The organism is Pseudomonas sp. FW305-3-2-15-E-TSA4 (genome assembly GCF_058787295.1).
In genome coordinates this window covers 344,161-366,992 of record NZ_JBYSZP010000004.1, presented here as the reverse complement: position 1 = coordinate 366,992, position 22,832 = coordinate 344,161, and the positions used below count along the sequence as shown (strand labels likewise).

Sequence of the window (22,832 nt, the reverse complement as noted above, 5' to 3'; positions counted from 1 at the left end):
GTGCCGCTCCGGTCGCACGCCTGATATACAGATAAGTCCTGATCACGATGGCCCTACTGCAGATCGCCGAACCCGGCCAAAGTCCTCAACCGCACCAGCGTCGTCTGGCTGTGGGAATCGACTTGGGCACTACCAATTCGCTGGTCGCTGCGTTGCGCAGTGGTCTTTCCGAGCCACTGGCCGACGCTGACGGGCAGGTCATCCTGCCGTCCGCCGTGCGTTATCACGCCGACCGCGTCGAGGTTGGCGAATCGGCCAAGCTGGCCGCGTCCTCCGATCCCTTGAATACTGTGCTGTCGGTCAAGCGCCTGATGGGGCGTGGTTTGTCCGACGTCAAGCAATTGGGCGAGCAACTGCCATACCGCTTTGTCGGCGGCGAATCGCACATGCCGTTCATCGACACCGTACAAGGTCCGAAAAGCCCGGTCGAAGTCTCTGCCGATATCCTCAAGGTTTTGCGTCAGCGTGCTGAAGCGACCCTGGGTGGCGAGCTGGTCGGTGCGGTGATCACCGTTCCGGCGTATTTCGACGATGCGCAGCGCCAAGCCACCAAGGATGCGGCGAAACTCGCCGGTCTGAATGTGCTGCGTCTGCTCAACGAGCCGACCGCTGCCGCCGTGGCGTATGGCCTGGATCAACACGCCGAAGGTCTGGTCGCAATCTACGACCTGGGCGGCGGAACCTTCGATATTTCGATTCTGCGTTTGACTGGCGGTGTTTTCGAAGTGCTGGCCACCGGCGGCGACAGCGCGCTGGGCGGCGATGACTTCGATCACGCGATTGCCGGCTGGATTATCGAGAGCGCCGGCCTGTCTGCCGATCTCGACCCGGGCGCACAACGCAATCTGCTGCAAACCGCCTGCGCGGCCAAAGAAGCCCTGACCGATGCGGCCAGCGTTGAAGTCGCCTACGGTGACTGGAAAGCGCAGCTGACCCGCGAAGCCTTCGATGCGCTGATCGAGCCGATGGTTGCTCGCAGCCTGAAAGCCTGTCGCCGCGCTGTGCGTGATTCCGGTATTGAGCTGGAAGACGTGCATGCCGTGGTCATGGTCGGTGGTTCGACTCGTGTGCCGCGCGTTCGTGAAGCCGTCGCCGAAGCCTTCGGTCGTCAGCCACTGACCGAAATCGACCCGGATCAAGTGGTGGCCATCGGGGCCGCGATCCAGGCGGATACGCTGGCTGGCAACAAGCGCGATGGCGGCGAACTGCTGCTGCTCGACGTGATTCCACTGTCCCTTGGGCTGGAAACCATGGGCGGGCTGATGGAGAAGGTGATTCCGCGCAACACCACCATCCCGGTCGCCCGTGCGCAGGACTTCACTACTTATAAAGACGGCCAGTCGGCCATGGCGATCCATGTGCTGCAGGGTGAGCGCGAGCTGATCAGCGACTGCCGCTCCCTGGCGCGCTTCGAATTGCGCGGCATTCCGGCGATGGTGGCTGGTGCGGCGAAGATTCGCGTGACCTTCCAGGTCGATGCCGATGGTCTGCTCAGCGTTTCGGCCCGTGAACTGGGTTCGGGCGTTGAAGCGAGCATTCAGGTCAAGCCGTCCTACGGCCTGACTGATGGCGAAATCGCCAAGATGCTCAAGGACTCGTTCCAGCACGCCAATGACGACAAGGTCGCCCGAGTTCTGCGCGAACAGCAAGTCGATGCCCAGCGCCTGATCGAAGCGGTGCAAGGTGCTCTGGAGGCTGATGGCGAGCGTTTGCTCGACTCCGAGGAGCGCATGGTCATCGAGCTGCAGATGCAGGAACTGGCCGAACTGATGAAAGGCACTGATGGTTACGCCATCGAGCAGCAGACCAAGCGTCTGTCGCAAGTGACCGATGCTTTTGCTGCCCGCCGCATGGATCTGACGGTGAAAGCCGCTCTGTCGGGGCGCAATCTGAATGAAATCGAGGATATCTGATGCCGCAGGTCATTTTTCTGCCCCACGAGAAGTTCTGTCCTGAAGGCATGGTGGTCGAGGCCGAGCCCGGCACTTCGATTCTCGAGCTGGCTCACGAACACCACATCGAGATGGAAAGCGCCTGCGGCGGCGTCTGCGCCTGCACCACTTGCCACTGCATCATCCGCGAGGGTTTCGACTCGCTGGAAGAGGCGGACGAGCTGGAAGAGGACTTCCTCGATCGCGCCTGGGGTCTGGAGGCGCAATCGCGTCTGGCCTGTCAGGCTATCGTTGGTGAAGAAGACATCACCGTCGAGATTCCGAAATATTCGCTTAACCATGCGGCCGAAGCGCCGCACTGACTGGTAAGACTGTCATGAGCTACGGTTGGAATGATGTTCAACGCATTGCAGAAGAATTGGCCGAAGCCAAGCCGGATGTAGATCCGCTTTCTGTCAATTTCGTCGACCTGCAGCGATGGATCATGGAATTGCCTGACTTCGACAACACCTCTGGCCGTGTCGGCGAGAAGGTGTTGGAAGCGGTTCAGGCACTCTGGATCGATGAAGTCGACTGATCGTCCTCGCAGGTTAGGCAATACCCAAGAACCCGCGTATAATTCGCGGGTTTAATTTTTCGCAAATTACCGTTTCTGGAGTTACACCATGGCTGTTCAACGTACTTTCTCCATCATCAAGCCTGACGCTGTTGCAAAAAACGTCATCGGCGAGATCACCACTCGTTTCGAAAAAGCAGGCCTGCGCGTTGTAGCTTCGAAACTGAAGCAGCTGTCCAAAGCCGAAGCTGAAGGCTTCTACGCTGAGCACAAAGAGCGCGGTTTCTTCGGCGACCTGGTTGCTTTCATGATCTCCGGTCCTGTTGTTGTTCAGGTTCTGGAAGGCGAAAACGCTATCGCTCTGAACCGTGAGCTGATGGGCGCTACCAACCCTAAAGAAGCTGCTGCCGGCACCATCCGTGCTGACTTCGCTGAATCGATCGACGCCAACGCCGTTCACGGTTCGGACTCCGAAGCCGCTGCTGCTCGCGAAATCTCGTACTTCTTCGCAGCTACTGAAGTAACCACTCGCTAAGCATTGCTTTAAGAGTGAAGGTGAATCCATGACTACATCGACTGTTAAAACAAACCTGCTGGGTCTGACCCAGCCGGAAATGGAAAAATTCTTCGACTCAATCGGGGAGAAGCGTTTCCGTGCCGGTCAGGTAATGAAATGGATTCACCACTTTGGCGTCGATGATTTCGACGCCATGACGAACGTCAGCAAGGCCTTGCGCGACAAGCTCAAGGCTATTGCTGAGGTCCGTGGTCCCGAAGTGGTCAGCGAGGACATTTCCAGCGACGGCACCCGCAAGTGGGTGGTGCGCGTGGCGTCCGGCAGCTGTGTCGAGACCGTCTACATTCCTCAGGGCAAACGCGGCACTCTGTGCGTTTCGTCCCAGGCAGGCTGTGCCCTGGACTGCAGTTTCTGCTCCACCGGCAAGCAAGGCTTCAACAGCAACCTCACCGCCGCCGAAGTCATCGGTCAGGTGTGGATTGCCAACAAATCCTTCGGCAGTGTTCCCGCCACCATCGACCGCGCCATCACCAACGTGGTGATGATGGGCATGGGCGAACCGCTGCTGAACTTCGACAACGTCGTGGCCGCCATGCATCTGATGATGGATGACCTCGGTTACGGGATCTCCAAGCGCCGCGTGACCCTGTCCACTTCGGGCGTGGTGCCGATGATCGATGAGCTGGCCAAGCACATCGACGTCTCCCTGGCGTTGTCCCTGCACGCACCGAATGACGCATTGCGTAACCAATTGGTGCCGATCAACAAGAAATATCCGCTTAAGATGCTGCTCGAGTCGTGCCAGCGCTACATGTCCGCCCTGGGCGAGAAACGCGTGCTGACCATCGAGTACACCTTGCTCAAGGACGTCAACGACAAGCTTGAGCACGCCGTGGAAATGATCGAGCTGCTCAAAGACATTCCGTGCAAGATCAACCTGATTCCGTTCAACCCGTTCCCGCATTCCGGTTACGAGCGGCCGAGCAACAACGCCATTCGTCGGTTCCAGGATCAGTTGCATCAGGCCGGCTTTAACGTCACTGTCCGCACCACCCGTGGTGAAGACATCGACGCCGCATGTGGTCAATTGGTAGGGCAGGTGCTGGATCGCACCCGTCGCAGTGAACGTTACATCGCCGTGCGCGAGTTGAGCGCCGACAGCGATCTGGCACAGAACGCCGCGAACACTAACTAAGAGAGGATCTCTATGTCCCTGCGCTTTGCGCTGCTGTTGCTGATGGCCAGCCTGTGTGCTGGTTGTGTCCTGTCGGGTGACTACAACCCGATGAAGACCAGCAAGGGCCGCGACGAAGCGCGTGCCGCCTACGTGCAGCTGGGACTGGGATACTTGCAGCAAGGGATGACCGAGCGCGCCAAGGTGCCGCTGAAGAAAGCGCTGGAGCTGGACGGCTCCGATCCTGATGCCAACGCTGCCCTCGGCCTGGTGTTCCAGGCCGAAATGGAGCCGAAGCTGGCCGACGAACATTTCCGCAAAGCCCTGTCCTCGCGTCCCACCGATGCACGAATCCTCAATAACTACGGCAGTTTTCTCTACGAAGAACAGCGTTACAAGGAAGCCTACGAGCGTTTTGAGCAGGCAGCCGCCGATACCCTGTATCCTGAGCGTTCGCGAGTCTTCGAGAACCTCGGCATGACCGCCTCGAAACTCGGTCAGCGGGATCTGGCACAGCAGCAACTGGAAAAAGCCCTGCGGCTGAACCGTCAACAACCGCGCGCTTTGCTGGAAATGGCTGAGTTGTCCTTCGAAGACAGGCATTATGTGCCCGCGCGTGACTATTACGACCGTTTCAGCCTGCTAACCGAGCAAAATGCACGTAGTCTATTGCTCGGCGTTCGGCTGGCAAAAGTGTTTGAAGATCGCGACAAGGCCGCCAGTTATGGCCTGCAATTAAAACGACTCTATCCCGGTACGCCGGAATATCAGCAATACCTGTCGGAGCAATGATGAAAGCGGCGCATCCCGAAGTTGTAGCAGCGACTCGCGTTAATCCCGGTGAGACTTTGCGCCAGGCCCGCGAAAGCAATGGCTGGTCGCTGGCCGAAGTGGCCCTCAAGCTCAACCTCACCGTGACTTCCCTGAGCAATCTTGAAGCTGGCGCTTTCGACAAGCTGCCGGGGCATACCTTCGCTCGCGGTTACATTCGCGCTTATGCCAAATTGCTCGGGATGGATCAGACTGTTCTGGTTCAGCAATTCGACCAGTCCACCGGCACCGACTCCCAGGGCAGCAACGTGCATGCGCTGGGCCGTATCGAAGAGCCAGTACGGGTTTCACACACTATTTTGCGCATCGTCAGCCTGCTGTTGCTGATCGCGGTCATCGGCGGCGGTTTCGTCTGGTGGCAGGATCAGACGTCGCAGCGCAGCAAGGACGTGACCAGCCTGGCCCCGGAGCACGTTGAAGTCGAAGGCGCCGACGGCACCACACAGATTCACCCGATCGACGAGCCGGAAGACCAGGCCGTGGCCGAAGGTCAGGCCGAGGGCGCGACAGCTCTGGCACTGCCACAAGCGGAAACCACCGCTGAATCGACCGGTGCCGAGCAGGTTTCTCCGGCAACCGCACCCGCCGCCCCGGCTGCAACCACGCCAGCCGCACCGGTTCATACACCGGCTCCGGTTGTGGCTGCTCCGGCGACTCCCGCACCGAATGCCCCGGCCACACCAGCGCCGACGGTCACCGCACCAGTGGTAGCGGCTACCCCTGCGCCGACCGCAGAAGCAGCTGTCCCAGCGGCTGGCGACGGCCAGGTGCAACTGCAGTTCACCGCCGATTGCTGGGCACAGGTCACCGATGGGCGCGGCAAAGTGCTGTTCAGCGGTCTGAAACATAAAGGCGACAGCGTTTCGGTTTCCGGCAAGCCGCCACTGGCGGTACGCCTGGGTGTGGCTCGCGCCGCACAGGTCAGCTACAACGGCCAACCGGTCGATATCGCTCCGTTCACCAGTGGCGAGACTGCTCGCCTGAAGTTGGGTCAATAAGTCATGCACGGCGAATCTCCAATCAAACGTCGCGTTTCGCGCAAGATCTGGGTCGGTAACGTACCTGTTGGCGGCGATGCGCCTATCGCTGTGCAGAGCATGACCAACAGCGACACCAATGATGTGGCTGCCACCGTCGCCCAGATCAATCGTCTGGAAGCCGCCGGCGTCGACATCGTCCGTGTTTCGGTACCGGACATGGACGCCGCCGAGGCGTTCGGCAGGATCAAGCAACTGGTCAAGGTGCCGCTGGTTGCCGACATCCACTTCGACTACAAGATCGCTCTGCGCGTCGCCGAACTGGGTGTGGACTGTCTGCGCATCAACCCGGGCAACATCGGTCGTGAAGACCGGGTGCGTGCCGTGGTCGATGCCGCCCGTGACCGCGGGATTCCGATCCGTATCGGCGTCAACGCCGGTTCCCTGGAAAAAGACCTGCAGAAGAAATACGGCGAACCGACCCCGGCTGCACTGGTCGAGTCCGCGCTGCGTCACGTCGAGCACCTCGAACGCCTGAATTTCCAGGACTTCAAGGTCAGCGTGAAAGCCTCCGACGTGTTCATGGCCGTCGAAGCCTACCGTCTGCTGGCGAAAGAAATCGTCCAGCCGCTGCACCTGGGCATCACCGAAGCCGGTGGATTGCGTTCGGGCACAGTGAAATCCGCCGTGGGCCTAGGTATGCTGCTCGCCGAGGGGATTGGCGATACTATCCGCATCTCGCTGGCGGCCGATCCGGTCGAGGAAGTGAAGGTCGGTTACGACATTCTCAAGTCTTTGCATCTGCGTTCCCGTGGCATCAACTTCATCGCCTGCCCGAGCTGCTCGCGGCAGAACTTCGATGTGGTCAAGACCATGAACGAGCTGGAAGGGCGCCTTGAAGACCTGCTGGTGCCGCTGGATGTCGCGGTGATCGGTTGCGTGGTCAACGGCCCCGGCGAAGCCAAGGAAGCCCATATCGGCTTGACCGGCGGCACGCCAAACCTGATTTACATCGACGGCAAGCCGTCGCAGAAACTGACGAATGACAATCTGGTGGACGAGCTGGAAAAGCTGATCCGCGAGAAAGCGGCCGAGAAGGTCGAAGCTGACGCAGCGGTCATCGCGCGCGGCTGAGCCTGACTGAAAGCCGAATGAATTTAAGGATTTAAAGTGAGCAAGTCTCTGCAAGCCATTCGTGGCATGAACGACATCCTGCCCGAACAGACCCCGCTGTGGCGTTATTTCGAGGGCACTGTCGCGCGTCTGCTGGATAACTACGGTTACAAGCAGATCCGCATGCCAATCGTCGAATTCACCGAGCTGTTCAAACGCTCGATCGGTGAAGTGACCGACATCGTCGAAAAAGAGATGTACACCTTCGAAGATCGCAACGGCGACTCCCTGACCCTGCGTCCGGAAGGCACCGCGGCGTGCGTGCGTGCAGTGCTGGAGCACGGCATCACCGGCGGTGGTCAGGTGCAGAAACTCTGGTACATCGGCCCGATGTTCCGCCACGAGCGTCCGCAGAAAGGCCGTTATCGCCAGTTCCACCAGATCGGTCTGGAGGTGTTCAACCTCGACGGTCCGGACATCGACGCCGAACTGATCATCATGACCTGGCGCCTGTGGGGCGAGCTGGGCATCCGTGATGCGGTCAAGCTCGAACTCAACAGCCTGGGCACCAGCGAGTCCCGTGGTCGCTATCGTGAAGCGCTGGTCGAGTACCTCTCGGCGCACCACGACAAGCTCGACGAAGACAGCCAGCGTCGCCTGAAAACCAACCCGCTGCGCGTGCTCGACACCAAAAATGCCGACACTCAGGCGGTATTGGTCGATGCGCCGAAGATGGCCGACTACCTGGACGACGAATCCCGTGCGCACTTCGAAGGTCTAAAGGCGCGTCTGGACGCGGTCGGCATCCCGTACGTGCTCAACCCGAAACTGGTGCGCGGCCTCGATTACTACAGCAAAACCGTATTCGAATGGGTCACCGACAAGCTCGGCGCTCAGGGCACGGTCTGCGCGGGCGGTCGTTACGACGGTCTGGTCGAGCAGATGGGCGGCAAGCCGACTACCGGCGTGGGTTTCGCCATGGGCATCGAGCGTCTGGTGTTGATGCTCGAAACCCTGGAGCAGATCCCGGAAGAAATCTCCCGTCAGGTCGACGTTTACCTCTGCGCCTTTGGCGAGGAGGCCGAACTGGCCGGTCTGGCCCTGGCCGAGCGTGTGCGTGACCAGCTTCCAAACCTGCGTCTGCAAGTCAATGCCGGCGCCGGCAGCTTCAAAAGCCAGTTCAAGAAAGCCGACAAGAGCGGTGCACTGTATGCACTGATCCTGGGTGACGACGAAATGGCCCAGCAAGTGGTAGGTTTCAAACCCCTGCGTGGCCAGGGCGAACAACAAAGCATTGCCTGGGATGCGCTTGCCGCTCACCTGGCCACCTGCGTCGTGCAGGGTTGAAGCTGTCTAAACAGCCGATTTAGCGATTAAGGAGTATTGGGGTGTCGAGTACCGAAGACGAACAGTTGGCGGATTTGAAGGACTGGTGGACACGCAACGGCAAACCTCTGGTCACTGGCGGCCTGTTGGCGCTGGTCATCGTGTTCGGCTGGCAGGCTTTTCACAAGTATCAGAGCAACCAGTCGCAAGGCGCCTCGGTGCTCTATCAGCAACTGCTGGAAACCACGCTGACCCCGGACGGCAAGCCTGACGCTGCCCGCGTTGCGGATCTGGCCGGCAAGCTCAACAGCGAATTCGGCGGCACCGCGTACGCGCAGTACGGCAGCCTGTTCGTGGCCAAAGTAGCGGTCGACAGCGGCAAGCTGGACGACGCTGCGACTGAACTCAAAGCCATCGTTGCCAAACCGGCCAACCCGGCGCTGGGCGAAATCGCCCGTCAGCGTCTGGCGCAGGTGCTGGGTGCGCAGAACAAGGCCGATGAAGCCCTGAAGCTGCTCGACGGCGATGCCGACAAGGCGTTCCTGGCCACTCGCGAAGAACTCAAGGGTGATCTGCTGGTTCAGTTGGGTCGTACCGACGAGGCGAACACCGCGTATCAAAAAGCCAAGGCGGCACTGTCGGATGAAGCGGCAGTCGGTGGCCTTCAAATCAAGCTCGACGACCTGGCCAAAGGGGATGCGTGACGTGATCCGTTGGAAGCATGCAGCATTGCTGGCTCTGGCCATTCTGGCCGCGGGTTGCAGCAGCAACAGCAAAAAAGAACTGCCACCGGCCGAGCTGACCGACTTCAAAGAAGAAGTGGTTCTGCAAAAGCAGTGGAGCCGTTCGATCGGTGACGGTCAGGGCGAAACCTACAACATGCTGGTGCCGGCGATCGATGGTGACACCATCTACGCGGCCGATGTGACCGGCGTGCTGATGGCCATGGATCGCAGCAATGGCGACGTGAAGTGGAAAAAGGATCTTGAACTGCCTGTCTCCGGCGCCGTTGGCGTAGGTTACGGTCTGGTCACGATCGGTACCCTCAAAGGTGAAATCGTTGCCCTCGACGCCATCAACGGCGAAGAGAAGTGGCGCGCCCGGGTTTCCAGCGAAGTCCTCGCTCCGCCGGCCAACAACGGTGACGTTGTCGTGGTACAGACTCAGGACGATCGTCTGATCGGTCTGGACGCTGCTACCGGCGACCGTCGCTGGACCTACGACAGCACCCCTGCGGTCCTGACCCTGCGCGGCACCAGCGCCCCCGTCGTGACCAACCGCCTCGCGGTGGCTGGCCTGTCGACCGGTAAAGTGGTCGCCCTGGACATTTCCAACGGTGTGCCGGTCTGGGAGCAGCGCGTTGCGATTCCAACCGGTCGTTCGGAACTGGAGCGCGTGGTCGACATCGACGGCGGTCTGCTGCTGTCCGGCGAAACGCTGTACGTAGCCAGCTATCAGGGCCGCGTCGCGGCACTCGATCTGCAAAGCGGTCGCCAGCTCTGGCAGCGCGATGCGTCGAGCTATGCCGGTGTCGCTCAAGGTTTCGGCAACGTCTACGTGAGCCTGTCTTCGGGCACCGTTGAAGGCGTTGACGAGCGTTCGACAACTGCACTGTGGAGCAACGACTCGCTGGCTCGCCGCCAACTGTCGGCTCCGGAAGTGTTCTCCAGCTACGTAGCCGTCGGTGACCTGGAAGGTTACCTGCACCTGTTGAGCCAGGTGGACGGTCGTTTTGTGGGTCGTGAGCGTATCGACAGTGACGGCCTGCGTGCCCGTCCGCTGGTGGTGGGCAACACGATCTATGTGTATGGCAACAGCGGCAAACTGGAAGCCCTGACCATCAAGTAACAACTATGCTTGGGGTTAACGCCCCAGGCAGCTTCATTTGTGGGAGCGGGCTTGCTCGCGAAGGCCTCAACGAAGACGCGTACAGCCTGATTAAACGCGGTGCTGCTACGGTTTTTCGCGAGCAAACCCGCTCCCACAGTGTTGCCCCGAGCACCAGCCGCTGCCTCGCAGCGGCTTTTGTATTTTCTGAAATAACGAAGTGGAGAGCCGCATGGTTCCCGTAATCGCCCTGGTGGGCCGACCGAACGTCGGCAAATCCACCTTGTTCAACCGCCTGACCAGGACTCGCGACGCCATCGTCGGCGACTTGTCCGGTCTGACCCGTGATCGCCAGTACGGTGAGGCCAAGTGGCAAGGGCGTTCCTACATTCTGATCGACACCGGCGGTATCTCCGGTGACGAACACGGTATGGACGAAAAAATGGCCGAGCAGTCGCTGCTGGCCATTGAAGAAGCGGATGTTGTGCTGTTCCTGGTAGATGCCAAGGCCGGTTTCACCGCCGCCGACCAGATGATCGCCGAACACTTGCGCAAGCGTAACAAGCGTTCCCACGTGGTTGCCAACAAGGTCGACAACATCGACCCGGAAATGGCCCGCGCTGAATTTGCCCCGCTGGGCATGGGCCACGCGATCCCGATCGCCGGTGCTCACGGCCGTGGTATCACTCAACTGCTGGAAGCGGCACTGAGCGATTTCCCGCGTGATGATGACGAACCGGCGGAAGGCGAAGAGGAAGAGATCGTCGCCGAGGGTGAGGAAGCCAAGCGCATTCCTGGCCCGAGCGAAAAAGACGGGATCAAGATCGCCATCATCGGCCGTCCGAACGTCGGCAAGTCGACTCTGGTCAACCGCATGCTCGGTGAAGACCGGGTCATCGTCTACGACCAGCCCGGCACCACCCGCGACAGTATCTACATCCCGTTCGAGCGTAACGACGAGAAATACACGCTGATCGACACCGCCGGTGTGCGCAAGCGCGGCAAGATCCACGAAGAAGTCGAAAAATTCTCCGTGGTCAAAACCCTGCAGGCGATCAAAGACGCCAACGTGGTGATCTTCGTGATGGACGCCCGCGAAGGTGTGGTCGATCACGACCTCAACCTGCTGGGCTTTGCCCTCGAAGCCGGCCGTGCGCTGGTGATCGCAATCAACAAATGGGACGGCATGACCCCGAGCGAGCGCGACTTTGTGAAGGTCGAGCTGCAGCGTCGGCTGTTCTTCGTCGACTTCGCCGATATTCACTTCATCTCGGCGCTGCACGGCACTGGCGTGGGCAACCTCTACGCCTCGGTGCAGAACTCGTTCAAGTCTGCGGTTACCCGCTGGCCGACCAGCCGCCTGACGCAGATTCTCGAAGACGCGGTCAGCGAGCACCAGCCGCCGATGGTCAACAGCCGCCGGATCAAGCTGCGTTACGCTCACCTGGGTGGTGCGAACCCGCCGATCATCGTGATCCACGGTAACCAGATCGAGAAAGTGCCGAAGTCGTATGTGCGCTATCTGGAGAACACTTACCGCCGTGTGCTGAAGCTGGTCGGTACGCCGATCCGCATCGAGTTCAAAGGTGGCGAGAACCCGTACGAAGGCAACAAGAACACGCTGACCGACCGCCAGGTCAACAAGAAGCGTCGCTTGATGTCGCACAACAAGAAAGCCAGCAAGAAACGCCGCGACAAAAAGTGATCCTGTGGTGAGGGGATTTATCCCCGACGGGTTGCGAAGCGACCCCAAATACCTGTCATAGGGTTTGCGACTGCTTCGCAGCCGATCGGGGATGAATCCCCTCGCCACAAGGTTGCTGCGCTATAAATGAAAGAAGGGTGCTCAGTTGGGCGCCCTTTTTTTATGGGCGCCGGATGGGCTATTCTCGGGCTCTCCCGCGCCGCCGTCAGAGCCGGGTGTAGAGCAGGGAACCCCTCGATGATCACCAGTAAGCTGCCGAATGTCGGCATCACTATTTTCACGCAGATGTCTCAGCTCGCGGCGCAGACCGGAGCGATCAACCTGTCCCAGGGTTTTCCTGATTTCGACGGCCCGCAGTCCCTGCGTGACGCGGTCGGTCGGCATATCGCCAGCGGCCATAACCAGTATTCACCGATGACCGGCCTGCCGGCGCTGCGCGAGCAAATCGCGGCGAAAATCGCGCGCAGCTATGGCGTGAAAGTCGATGCCGACAGCGAAGTGACCGTGACGCCAGGTGCGACCCAGGCGATCTTCTGTGCGATTCAGGCGGTTATCCACAGCGGTGACGAAGTCATCGTGTTCGACCCGTGCTACGACAGCTATGAACCGGCGACGCAGTTGGCGGGCGGCCGCTGCGTGCATGTGCAACTGAACCCGCACGATTTCTCCATCGATTTCGACAAGCTCGCCGCGGCCCTCAGCCCGCGCACGAAAATGATCGTCATCAACACACCGCACAACCCGAGCGGTGCACTGATCAGCCGTGCCGAACTGGATCAACTGGCGGAGTTGATCCGTGGTCGCGACATCTATCTGATCAGCGACGAGGTGTACGAACACTTGGTGTTCGACGGCGTGCCGCATGTCAGTGTGTTGGCTCACGAAGAGCTGTATCAGCGCGCCTTCGTGGTCAGCTCGTTCGGCAAGACCTACCACGTCACCGGCTGGAAAACCGGTTACGTGGTTGCGCCCCCGGCGCTGACCGCCGAGCTGCGCAAAGTGCACCAGTACGTCAGTTTCTGCGGTGTCACGCCGCTGCAATATGCCCTGGCCGATTACATGGCCGAGCACCCGGAACACGTCGAAGAGCTTCCGGGTTTCTATCAGGCCAAGCGCGACCTGTTCTGCGATTTGCTGGCGCCGTCACGCTTCACCTTTACCCGCGTCACCGGCACGTATTTCCAGTTGGTCGACTACTCGCAGATCCGTCCTGACTTGAACGACGTCGACATGGCGATCTGGATGACTCGCGAACACGGCGTGGCGAGCATTCCGGTGTCGGTGTTCTATCAGAATCCACCCGAAGGCCAGCGCCTGGTGCGCCTGTGCTTTGCCAAACGCGAGGAGACGCTGCGCGAAGCAGCGGCAAAACTATGCGTGATCTGAGTGCATTGCCCGATCTCCATCTGGCGCTGATCCAGACCAGCCTGGCCTGGCATGACCGTCAGGCCAACCTCGAGCACTTCGAGGTGCTGCTGGAGCAGGCCCGGGGCGCGGACCTGATCATCCTGCCGGAGATGTTCACCACTGGCTTCTCCATGGAGTCGGAAACCCTCGCCGAAGCCGAGCATGGCCCGACCAGCAAGTGGATGAAGGCGCAGGCCGCGAAACTGAATGCGGTGATCACCGGCAGCGTGATCATTCAGGCGGCGGACGGCAGCCATCGCAATCGCCTGCTGTGGGCACGCCCGGACGGCGAAGTCTGGCATTACGACAAGCGCCACCTGTTCCGCATGGCCGGTGAGCACAACCACTACACCCCCGGCGAGCGCCAGGTGCAGTTCGAACTCAAGGGCTGGCGCATCCGGCCGCTGATTTGCTACGACTTGCGCTTCCCGGTGTGGAGTCGCGACGCGCAGGACACCGATCTGCTGCTGTACACCGCCAACTGGCCGGGTGCGCGGCGTCTGCACTGGAACCGCTTGTTGCCGGCGCGGGCGATTGAAAACCTGTGCTACGTGGCGGCAGTGAACCGGATCGGCACCGACGGCAAGGGCTTTGCCTATACCGGCGACAGTCAGGTGCTGGATTTCCAGGGCGAGACATTGCTGGCGGCGGGGGAGGCCGACGGCGTGTTCAAGGTTGTGCTGGAGGCCGCGTCATTGGCGGCGTATCGGGAGCGCTTTCCGGCCAATCTGGATGCAGATACCTTCGAGTTCACCTGATACTCGCAGCGCCTGTCAGGACGCCTTCGCGAGCAGGCTCGCTCCCACAGGGAAATGCACTCTAAATGTGGGAGCGAGCCTGCTCGCGAAGGGGCCATAAAAGTCAGTAAAAAAGCATCAGGCAAAAAAAGGCCCCGGAACTTACATTCCGGGGCCTTTTGCATGTCAGCGAATGCTTAAGCCGCTTTCGCCTCAGGCTGGCTCAACGAGCGGTTCAGCGCACTGAACAGCGCCTTGAAGCTGGCGGTAGTGATGTTTTCATCGATACCCACGCCGTGCACCGCACGCTCGCCATTCACGCGCAGCTCGATGTACGCGGCGGCCTTGGCATTGGTGCCCGCGCCGATCGCGTGTTCGTTGTAGTCCATGATCTCCACCGGAATCGGCAGACCGGCCACCAGTGCTTCCAGCGCACCGTTGCCCTTGCCGCGCCAGTGCAGGTTGGTTTCGCCCTGACCCTTGCTCGCCACTTCCACTTCGACGGCACTGTTGCCGTTTTCTTCCTGCAGGCGATGGCTGACCAGCGCGTACGGGGTGTTGGCTTGCAGGTATTCGCTGATCAACAGCGAGTGGATCTGCTTGGCGGTCATCTCCAGGCCGAGGCGATCGGTTTCACGCTGCACCACCTGGCTGAACTCGATCTGCATGCGACGCGGCAAGCTGATGCCGTATTCCTGCTCCAGCAGGTAGGCGATGCCGCCCTTGCCCGACTGGCTGTTTACACGAATCACCGCCTCGTAGCTGCGGCCAATGTCGGCCGGGTCGATCGGCAAGTACGGGACTTCCCACAGGGTGTCCGGTTTCTGCTGGGCGAAGCCCTTGCGGATCGCGTCCTGGTGCGAGCCGGAGAATGCGGTGTGGACCAGGTCGCCGACGTACGGGTGACGCGGGTGTACCTGGATCTGGTTGCACTCTTCGACGACTTTGCGCACGCCGTCGATGTCGGAGAAGTCCAGCTCAGGGTCAACGCCTTGGGTGTACATGTTCAGGGCTACGGTGACGAGGTCGACGTTACCGGTGCGCTCGCCGTTGCCGAACAGGCAGCCTTCGACGCGATCCGCGCCGGCCATCAGGCCCAACTCGGTGGCGGCGACGCCGGTGCCACGGTCGTTGTGGGTGTGCAGGCTGATGATCACGCTGTCACGACGGTTGATGTTGCGGCCGAACCATTCGATCTGGTCGGCGTAGACGTTCGGAGTTGCGCATTCGACGGTGGCCGGCAGGTTGAGGATCATCTTGTGCTCAGGCGTCGGATTCCAGACCTCGATCACCGCGTCACAGACTTCCTTGGCGAACTCCAGCTCGGTGGCGCTGAAGGTTTCCGGGGAGTATTCGAAAGTCCACTCGGTGTCCGGCTGCATCGCCGCGTATTTGACGAACAGCTTGGCAGCGTTGACCGCGATCGCCTTGATGCCGTCCTTGTCCTGGTTGAAGACGATGCGACGAAAGGACGGCGAGGTGGCGTTGTACAGGTGAACGATGGCTTTCTTCGCCCCGCGCAGGGATTCGAAGGTGCGCTCGATCAGGTCTTCACGGCCCTGGGTCAGCACCTGAATGGTGGTGTCGTCCGGGATGTGGCCTTCTTCGATCAGGGTACGCACGAAGTCGAAGTCGGTTTGCGAAGCGGCCGGGAACGAGGCTTCGATTTCCTTCACACCCACCTGAACGAGGGTTTTCCAGAAGCGCAGCTTCTTCACCGCGTCCATCGGCTCGATCAGCGACTGGTTGCCGTCACGCAGGTCGGAGCTGCACCAGATCGGCGCGGCGTCGATGGTTTTCGACGGCCAGGTGCGATCCGGCAGATTGATGACGGGGAACGCGCGGTATTTCGAAGACGGGTCTTTGAGCATGCTCATCGGGAAATTCCTTATTGTCTGGGCCGAAAAGAGGCGGCCTGCCGGTGGAACGAATGTTCGGGGAACAGCGTGGGACGAGGCGCAGCGATTCAGCCCGGCAGTCGTGCGCTGACGAGGCACAAACTACGGTGCTGGCGAAGCTGAATAAGGGTGTGAGAGGTTTTCATGCCTTCAACCCTAACCGCGAGGGGAGAGGATGGCAAGCAGTCGAAAAAAATTGAGAGGAATACTCGAAAAGCGCGGATTTGCGCGATTTTATTGTGCTTCAGGCGGATGATCTTATTGATGTTTGCGCGGGGTTGGATTGGGGCGCAATTGAAACTGGTGGGGTGTGAGCAGTATTTGCGGTGTGGGATGGGCCGCCTTCGCGAGCAAGCCCGCTCCCACAGTTGATCGTGTTCACAACACAAATCCAGTGTGGGAGGGGGCTTGCTCCCGAAGGGGCCGGTAGCCTCAATCAGGAATTACGGTTGGAACGCACCAATGAAAATCGCCGGATCCACCCGCGCATCGTTCAAGCTGATGTTCCAGTGCATGTGCGGCCCGGTCGCCCGGCCGGTCGAGCCGACCTTGCCAACTACCGCGCCACGGGCCAGTTGATCGCCGACCTTCACGTCGATTTTCGACATGTGGCAGAACATGCTGATAAAGCCCTGTCCGTGATCGACAAACACCGTGTTGCCGTTGAAGAAGTAGTTGCCGGTCAGAATCACTTTGCCCGCCGCCGGAGTCTTGATCGGCGTGCCGGCCGGCACCGCAAAATCGAGGCCGGCGTGTGGGTTGCGCTCTTCACCATTGAAGAAGCGGCGCACACCGAACTTGCTCGACAATGGTCCGTTGACCGGTTTGTCCAGCAGCAGGTTGCTCGGGGTATTCGGACTGAAGCTGCGGTAGGCCTTGATCTGCTCGGCCAGTTCACCCTCGATGCGCTTGAGGTTGGCCGGGTTCGGATTGACCTGTTGAGTGTTCTTCAGGGTGATGTGCTGTTCCGGGTATTTCTTGGTGCCAACAGTGAACGGCAGATTGCGCCCGCCGCTGCTGATCTGCTGGCTGCCGGGTTTGACCGTCAGCGGCACGCCGACAATCGCCAGCCAGTTGTTCTGTTCTTTCACCACCAGCACCGGTTTGCCCTGATAGGTGGCTTTTGGTGCCTGCGCGGCGCTGCCCAGATCGACCACCGCGACGCCGCCCGGCACCGGTTTGTTCAGCAAACGGGTGATGTAGCTGTCGGCGTGGGCGTTGAAGGAGGTCAGGCACAGCAACAATAACGGAGCAAAAAAGCGCGGCATGGATCAGTCCAGTAAAGAGAGGGTGACAGGCGTCAGGTGATTGTCCTCGACGCGCACTTGCAGTTCGCCTTCGCCCAGTCTGGCCTTCAGGCGTTGGCCGGTGTGGGTCTGCGCGGCGTTGCGAATGGCGTGCCCGCGCTCATCGAGCAGAATGCTGTAGCCACGGCCGAGGGTCGCCAGCGGACTGACCACATGCAGCGTCTGCATCTGGCTGTGCAGTTGCAGGCGACGGCTTTTCAGGCCTTCGCGCATGGCTCGCGGCAGGCGTTCGGCGAGGCTGTCGAGGCGCTGGCGCAGCATCGCCAGTTGGCGTCCCGGGTGTTGCCCGGCGAGGCGGGTTTCCAGACGGATCAAACGCTCGCGGCGGGTATTGAGCTGACGCTCGAAAGCCCGGCGCATGCGCATGTCCAGGTCATCCAGGCGTTGCGCTTGCTGGCGCAGGCGTTCGCCGGGATGACGCAGGCGGCGGGCCATGCCTTCCAGGCGCAGACGATCGCGCATCAGCCGGTCGCGCATGCGCATCACCAGACGCCGGTGCAGACTTTCGACCTGACGGATCAGGTGGCTCGAATCCGGGGCCAGCAGTTCGGCGGCGGCGGAGGGCGTTGGGGCGCGCACGTCAGCCACGAAGTCACTGATCGACACGTCGGTTTCATGCCCGACGGCGCTGACAATCGGCGTCACGCAGGCATCGACCGCGCGAGCCACGGCTTCTTCGTTGAAGCACCAGAGGTCTTCCAGCGAACCACCGCCACGGGCGAGGATCAGTGCGTCGAAACCACGGGCGTCGGCCAGTTTCAGGGCGCGGACGATTTGCGCGGTGGCTTCACGGCCCTGCACGGCAGTCGGGATCAGCGTCAGTTGCACCTGCGGCGCCCGGCGGCGGAACACGCTGATGATGTCGCGAATCACCGCGCCGGTCGGTGAACTGATGATGCCGATGCGTTGCGGATGCGCCGGCAACGGCACTTTGCGTTCGGCACTGAACAGACCTTCGGCGCTGAGCTTTTCCTTCAGCGCATCGAAGGCCAGGCGCAGCGCGCCGTCACCGGCCGGCTCCACGGTATCGAGAATCAGCTGATAGTCGCCGCGCCCTTCGAACAGCGAGACCTTGCCGCGCACCTTCACGGCCAGACCGTCCTTCAACGCCTGACGCACCCGCGCCGCATTATTGCGGAACAGCGCGCAACGCACCTGCGCACCGCTGTCCTTGAGGGTGAAATACACATGGCCGGACGCCGGGCGGGCGAGGTTGGAGATTTCGCCTTCGACCCAGATGTTGCTGAACACGTCTTCGAGCAACACCCGCGCGCGGCCGTTGAGCTGGCTGACGGTCAGGACTTCACGGTCCAGGCCAAGTCTTGCAAAGGGATCTTTAATCATGGGGCGCAGTTTAAGGGCATTTGCCTGTCGATCACCATGACCCAACACAAAACCAATTGTGGGAGCGGGCTTGCTCGCGAAAGCGGTGTGGCAGGCAAATCAAGTTTCGACTGACACGCCGCTTTCGCGAGCAAGCCCGCTCCCACAGGGTTTTGTGAACATATTGATGAAGTGTTGAACCAGTGGCGTGGGGTTCTGGCGATAGGCGAGGGCCACGGTGCTTTGGCAATCGGGATCGCTCAGCGGCAGAAATCGTACACCGCCGGGGGCGATGTCCTGCATTGATTCGGGCAGCAGGGCGATGCCGAATCCAGCCTGGATCAACTGCAACTGCGTAGTCTTACGCGACATCACCCGCGCCGCTTTGGGAAAAAAGCCCTGACGCATACACAGGTCGGCACACAAATAGCTGAGCCCGCCACGCTGCGGATGCGGGATCGAGATAAACGGCTCGTCCTTCAGTTGCGCCAATTCGACAGCGGCTGAATCGGCCAGGCGATGATCGTTCGGCACCGCCAGAAGCAAGCGTTCGGTGAACAATGGCACCACCTGAATACCTTCACGCTGACGCAGCACCGGCAGGCGCAACAGGCCAATGTCCAGGCGTCCTTCCGCGAGTTCCTCAAGCTGCGCCTCGGAGGACAGCTTGCCGATGTCCAGCGACACGCCCTGCTGCTGATCGAGATAAGTGCTGATCCGACGTAATAAATGCCCGTTGATCGACACGGTGCTGGAATGACTCAGGCGCAGCGTGCCCAGTTGTCCGTTACCAACTTCGGTCGCCATCGCGCTGGCTTTGCTCAGTTCATTGAGCAGGTTTCTGGCCCGCGGCAGAAACGCTTCACCCGCCGCCGTGAGCCGGGGCTGGCGTGCGGTGCGTTCGAACAGCGGGGTTTGCAGGCGGGTTTCCATGTCCTTGATCTGCCGGCTCAGCGCCGACTGCGCGATGAACAGGCGTTCAGCCGCCGCACTGAAGCTGCCACATTCGGCGATTTCCACGAAGTAGCGCAGTTGACGGGTCGAAAGCACCAGGTATGCCTTTTCGAGATGAGTGAGTGACTTTGATCATATTAGTCGCAAGGCATGGCGCTGGCTAAAGTCATCACAGGCTTATAAAGGAAGCGGACCGATGAGCGTGGCGGGGTTGTTGAGTGAATGGACATGGGGCGCGGGCGGCTGGGTGGTGATCGGACTGGGAATCGCACTGGCCTATATCGTGTTCGGGATTGCCGGGTTCGGTACCGCACTGGTCGCGGGGCCGATTCTGATTCTGTTCATGCCGCTGTCGAAAATCGTGCCGCTGCTGGTGCTGCTGGATTTTGTCGCGGCGTTCGGCAATCTGCTGCCCTCGCGCCGGGATGTGGCGAAGCCTGAGTTGTTGCGGCTGCTGCCGTGCATGGCGGTGGGGTGCACGTTGGGGGTGATTTTCCTGCTCAACCTCAAATCCGACCTGTTGCTGCTGTTGATGGGGTTATTCATCAGCACTTATGCGGTTTACAGCCTGTGGGTGAAAACCCGGCCGACGCAGTTGTCTGCCGCATGGGCGCTACCGATGGGCACGGTAGGCGGGCTGTTTGGCGCGCTGTTTGGCAGTGGCGGCTTTCTATATGCGATCTATCTCAACAGCCGCCTGCCCAAGGACGCGGCGCGGGCTACGCAAAGTGCGCTGATCAGTTGTAGCACGGTGGTGCGTTTGAGTCTGTTCGCCATCGCCGGGGTGTATGCCGAGCTACCCTTGTTGATGTTGGCGCTGTGTCTGTTGCCGGCCATGGTGCTGGGCCTGTGGATCGGGCGGCGTTTGACCATGAAGTTGTCGCGCGAGGCGTTTGTGCGATTGGTGACCTGGCTGGTGCTGGCGAGCGGGATTGCGTTGATCGGACGCTACATTATTAGTATGGCGTGAGCACTTGACCGGATTTCGTCAGGGATTAAGCTGCCGGCCTTTAGGGCCCCTTCGCGGGCAAGCCCGCTCCCACATTGGAATGCATATCCCTGTGGGAGCGGGCTTGCTCGCGAAGGCGTCAGAAGCCATACCGCAGGACTTTCCATGAATTCGCAAAGCATCATCGTCCCGAAAATCTCCACCCTGCCGGTCCACGAACCCCGGGCGCGGGCGATCGTGCGCTGGCTGGTGCGCAAGAACATCATCGAAGAACAGCTGACCACTTGCGGCCGCACCGGCAATCGCATGGCCCATGCGATTGCCGACGGCGCGCGTGCGGTGGTGCTGCACCCCGAGGCGCTGCCCTTCGGTGAGCCGGTCAATGGACTGGAGATCATCGTCAAGCGCTGCATCTACACGCCGGCCAAGGGCTTTCTCGAAGAAGCCGGGTGCGCCGAGTGCCGCCGCGAAGTCGGCGAAGCGCTGTTCGAAAGCCTGGAAGACTGGTTTCCAGGCCGCACCGACAACTTTACCTGCCCGGAATGCGGGCATGAAGACGACATCAACGGCTTTCTGTTCTTGCAGGAATGTGCGTTTTCCAACCTCGGCTTCATCTTCAACAACTGGCTGGAAGCCGGGTTCAAGCAGAGCTTTATCGATGAGTTTGCCGATTGGCTCGATCAACCTGTCTCTTGGGTCAAGGTGGAGCTGTAGCAGCGGGGGTCTCCGTACATCAGCAACATTGATATTAAGCTGAGTTTTACATTGAACAGCAGGGGGTGTCTGACTATAATGGCGCGCTTCCATTTTCCCGCTCGGGAGCCCCCGCGATGCTGCGTATCAGCCAAGAAGCTCTGACATTCGACGACATTCTCCTAGTGCCTGGTTATTCCGAGGTGCTTCCTAACGAAGTCAGTCTCAAGACCCGCCTTACCCGTGGCATCGAGCTGAATATTCCTCTGGTTTCTGCCGCCATGGACACCGTTACTGAAGCCCGTCTGGCAATCGCCATGGCTCAGGAAGGTGGTATCGGTATCATCCACAAGAACATGACCATCGAGCAGCAAGCTGCCGAAGTGCGTAAGGTCAAGAAGTTCGAAGCCGGCGTCGTGAAAGATCCGATCACCATCGAGGCTGATGCCACGGTGCGTGACCTGTTCGAACTGACCCGCATGCACAACATTTCCGGCGTTCCGGTGCTGCACGATGGCGACCTGGTCGGCATCGTCACCTCCCGTGACGTCCGCTTCGAAACCCGTCTGGAAGCCACCGTACGTGAAGTGATGACGCCTAAAGAGCGTCTGGTCACCGTGCGTGAAGGCGCCGACAAGAACGAAGTCCGCGAGTTGCTGCACAAGCACCGCCTGGAAAAAGTCCTGATCGTCGACGACAAGTTTGCCCTCAAAGGCATGATGACCGTCAAAGACATCGAAAAAGCCAAAGCCTACCCGCTGGCCAGCAAGGATGATCAAGGTCGTCTGCGCGTTGGCGCTGCCGTCGGTACCGGTAAAGACACCGGTGACCGCGTTGCCGCGCTGGTCAACGCCGGTGTGGACGTGGTGGTGGTCGACACCGCACACGGTCACTCCAAGGGCGTGATCGACCGCGTTCGCTGGGTCAAAGAGAATTTCCCTGAAGTGCAGGTGATCGGCGGCAACATCGCCACCGGCGCAGCCGCCAAGGCCCTGGCCGAAGCGGGTGCCGATGCGGTCAAGGTCGGTATCGGCCCTGGCTCGATCTGCACCACCCGTATCGTCGCCGGTGTCGGCGTGCCGCAAATCAGTGCCATCGCCAACGTCGCCGCTGCCCTTGAAGGCACTGGCGTGCCGTTGATCGCCGACGGCGGCATCCGTTTCTCCGGTGACCTGTCCAAGGCCATCGTGGCCGGTGCGTCCTGCGTGATGATGGGTTCGATGTTCGCCGGTACTGAAGAAGCCCCGGGCGAGATCGAACTGTTCCAGGGCCGTTCGTACAAGGCTTATCGCGGCATGGGTTCGCTGGGCGCCATGTCCCAGGCGCAAGGTTCTTCCGACCGTTACTTCCAGGACTCCTCGGCAGGCGCCGAGAAGCTCGTTCCGGAAGGGATCGAAGGCCGTGTGCCGTACAAAGGCACCCTGACGGCGATCATCCACCAGTTGATGGGCGGTCTGCGTTCCTCGATGGGTTACACCGGCAGCGCCAACATCGAAGAAATGCGCACCAAGCCTGAGTTCGTGCGGATCACCGGTGCCGGTATGGCCGAATCCCACGTTCACGACGTGCAGATCACCAAAGAAGCGCCAAACTACCGCGTAGGTTGATGCTTCAAGCAAATCGTTAAGCAACCGGGGCTGTTTTAT

At 60.5% G+C, this 22,832-nt stretch carries 21 protein-coding genes; 17 read left to right on the top strand and 4 right to left on the bottom strand.

All coding sequences use genetic code 11. From position 1 onward, the window contains the following. The first annotated feature begins 47 nt into the window (after positions 1-47). The 14 genes from hscA (at position 48) to AC3WMV_RS07770 (ending at position 14,083) form a co-directional block, all read left to right on the top strand. Complete coding sequence (gene hscA / locus AC3WMV_RS07835; protein ID WP_103367341.1) at positions 48-1,913, top strand: Fe-S protein assembly chaperone HscA; 1,866 nt, start codon at positions 48-50, stop codon at positions 1,911-1,913. Beyond that, positions 1,913-2,254, top strand: a complete 342-nt coding sequence (gene fdx, locus AC3WMV_RS07830) for an ISC system 2Fe-2S type ferredoxin (protein ID WP_007964424.1) — start codon at positions 1,913-1,915, stop codon at positions 2,252-2,254. Before hscA ends, fdx begins: the two co-directional genes overlap by 1 nt. A 14-nt stretch (positions 2,255-2,268) precedes the next feature. Then, a complete protein-coding gene (gene iscX, locus AC3WMV_RS07825) occupies positions 2,269-2,469 on the top strand; it encodes a Fe-S cluster assembly protein IscX (protein ID WP_103367342.1) in 201 nt (66 codons plus the stop codon). Positions 2,470-2,557: 88 nt separating this feature from the next. After that, entirely contained in the window at positions 2,558-2,983 is a 426-nt protein-coding gene (ndk, locus tag AC3WMV_RS07820) for a nucleoside-diphosphate kinase (protein WP_007964426.1), read from the top strand. Between the two features lie 28 nt (positions 2,984-3,011). Further along, positions 3,012-4,160, top strand: a complete 1,149-nt coding sequence (gene rlmN, locus AC3WMV_RS07815) for a dual-specificity RNA methyltransferase RlmN (RefSeq protein WP_003227893.1) — start codon at positions 3,012-3,014, stop codon at positions 4,158-4,160. A gap of 12 nt (positions 4,161-4,172) precedes the next feature. Next, on the top strand, positions 4,173-4,931 hold the full coding sequence (gene pilW / locus AC3WMV_RS07810) for a type IV pilus biogenesis/stability protein PilW (RefSeq protein ID WP_007964430.1): 759 nt from the start codon (positions 4,173-4,175) through the stop codon (positions 4,929-4,931). Beyond that, the gene (locus AC3WMV_RS07805) at positions 4,931-5,968 is read left to right on the top strand and encodes a RodZ domain-containing protein (RefSeq protein ID WP_103367343.1); all 1,038 of its coding nucleotides are present in this window, start codon (positions 4,931-4,933) and stop codon (positions 5,966-5,968) included. Before pilW ends, AC3WMV_RS07805 begins: the two co-directional genes overlap by 1 nt. Positions 5,969-5,971: 3 nt before the next feature. Then, a complete protein-coding gene (gene ispG, locus AC3WMV_RS07800) occupies positions 5,972-7,081 on the top strand; it encodes a flavodoxin-dependent (E)-4-hydroxy-3-methylbut-2-enyl-diphosphate synthase (RefSeq protein ID WP_007964434.1) in 1,110 nt (369 codons plus the stop codon). Positions 7,082-7,117: 36 nt separating this feature from the next. Then, on the top strand, positions 7,118-8,407 hold the full coding sequence (gene hisS / locus AC3WMV_RS07795) for a histidine--tRNA ligase (RefSeq protein WP_027612134.1): 1,290 nt from the start codon (positions 7,118-7,120) through the stop codon (positions 8,405-8,407). A 41-nt stretch (positions 8,408-8,448) separates the two neighbouring features. Then, positions 8,449-9,090 carry a tetratricopeptide repeat protein gene (locus AC3WMV_RS07790; RefSeq protein WP_007964436.1) on the top strand — a complete coding sequence of 214 codons (642 nt, stop codon included), beginning with the start codon at positions 8,449-8,451 and terminating at the stop codon, positions 9,088-9,090. Then, entirely contained in the window at positions 9,083-10,234 is a 1,152-nt protein-coding gene (gene bamB / locus AC3WMV_RS07785; RefSeq protein ID WP_027612133.1) for an outer membrane protein assembly factor BamB, read from the top strand. Before AC3WMV_RS07790 ends, bamB begins: the two co-directional genes overlap by 8 nt. A 211-nt stretch (positions 10,235-10,445) precedes the next feature. Further along, positions 10,446-11,918, top strand: a complete 1,473-nt coding sequence (gene der, locus AC3WMV_RS07780; protein ID WP_027612132.1) for a ribosome biogenesis GTPase Der — start codon at positions 10,446-10,448, stop codon at positions 11,916-11,918. A gap of 237 nt (positions 11,919-12,155) precedes the next feature. Continuing rightward, a complete protein-coding gene (locus tag AC3WMV_RS07775) occupies positions 12,156-13,304 on the top strand; it encodes a pyridoxal phosphate-dependent aminotransferase (protein ID WP_027612131.1) in 1,149 nt (382 codons plus the stop codon). After that, the gene (locus tag AC3WMV_RS07770; RefSeq protein ID WP_103367344.1) at positions 13,292-14,083 is read left to right on the top strand and encodes an amidohydrolase; all 792 of its coding nucleotides are present in this window, start codon (positions 13,292-13,294) and stop codon (positions 14,081-14,083) included. The genes AC3WMV_RS07775 and AC3WMV_RS07770 overlap by 13 nt, the downstream gene beginning before the upstream one ends. 176 nt (positions 14,084-14,259) lie before the next feature. Here the strand turns inward: AC3WMV_RS07770 and leuA are convergent, their stop codons facing one another. The 4 genes from leuA to AC3WMV_RS07750 form a co-directional block, all read right to left on the bottom strand. Beyond that, entirely contained in the window at positions 14,260-15,939 is a 1,680-nt protein-coding gene (leuA, locus tag AC3WMV_RS07765) for a 2-isopropylmalate synthase (protein WP_027612129.1), read from the bottom strand. Positions 15,940-16,403: 464 nt separating this feature from the next. Beyond that, positions 16,404-17,228, bottom strand: a complete 825-nt coding sequence (locus tag AC3WMV_RS07760) for a peptidoglycan DD-metalloendopeptidase family protein (protein ID WP_096795524.1) — start codon at positions 17,226-17,228, stop codon at positions 16,404-16,406. 3 nt (positions 17,229-17,231) lie between these two features. Then, positions 17,232-18,611 carry an exodeoxyribonuclease VII large subunit gene (gene xseA / locus AC3WMV_RS07755; RefSeq protein WP_103367345.1) on the bottom strand — a complete coding sequence of 460 codons (1,380 nt, stop codon included), beginning with the start codon at positions 18,609-18,611 and terminating at the stop codon, positions 17,232-17,234. Positions 18,612-18,710: 99 nt separating this feature from the next. Beyond that, the gene (locus tag AC3WMV_RS07750; RefSeq protein ID WP_103367346.1) at positions 18,711-19,640 is read right to left on the bottom strand and encodes a LysR family transcriptional regulator; all 930 of its coding nucleotides are present in this window, start codon (positions 19,638-19,640) and stop codon (positions 18,711-18,713) included. 100 nt (positions 19,641-19,740) lie between these two features. Between AC3WMV_RS07750 and AC3WMV_RS07745 the strand changes: the two genes are divergently transcribed. The 3 genes from AC3WMV_RS07745 (at position 19,741) to guaB (ending at position 22,793) form a co-directional block, all read left to right on the top strand. Further along, complete coding sequence (locus tag AC3WMV_RS07745) at positions 19,741-20,514, top strand: sulfite exporter TauE/SafE family protein (RefSeq protein ID WP_027612125.1); 774 nt, start codon at positions 19,741-19,743, stop codon at positions 20,512-20,514. A gap of 144 nt (positions 20,515-20,658) precedes the next feature. Continuing rightward, positions 20,659-21,207 (top strand): sugar ABC transporter ATPase, encoded by a 549-nt coding sequence (locus AC3WMV_RS07740; protein WP_096795528.1) that lies wholly within the window; start codon positions 20,659-20,661, stop codon positions 21,205-21,207. 116 nt (positions 21,208-21,323) lie between these two features. Beyond that, on the top strand, positions 21,324-22,793 hold the full coding sequence (gene guaB / locus AC3WMV_RS07735) for an IMP dehydrogenase (RefSeq protein ID WP_027612123.1): 1,470 nt from the start codon (positions 21,324-21,326) through the stop codon (positions 22,791-22,793). The last annotated feature ends 39 nt before the right edge of the window (positions 22,794-22,832 follow it).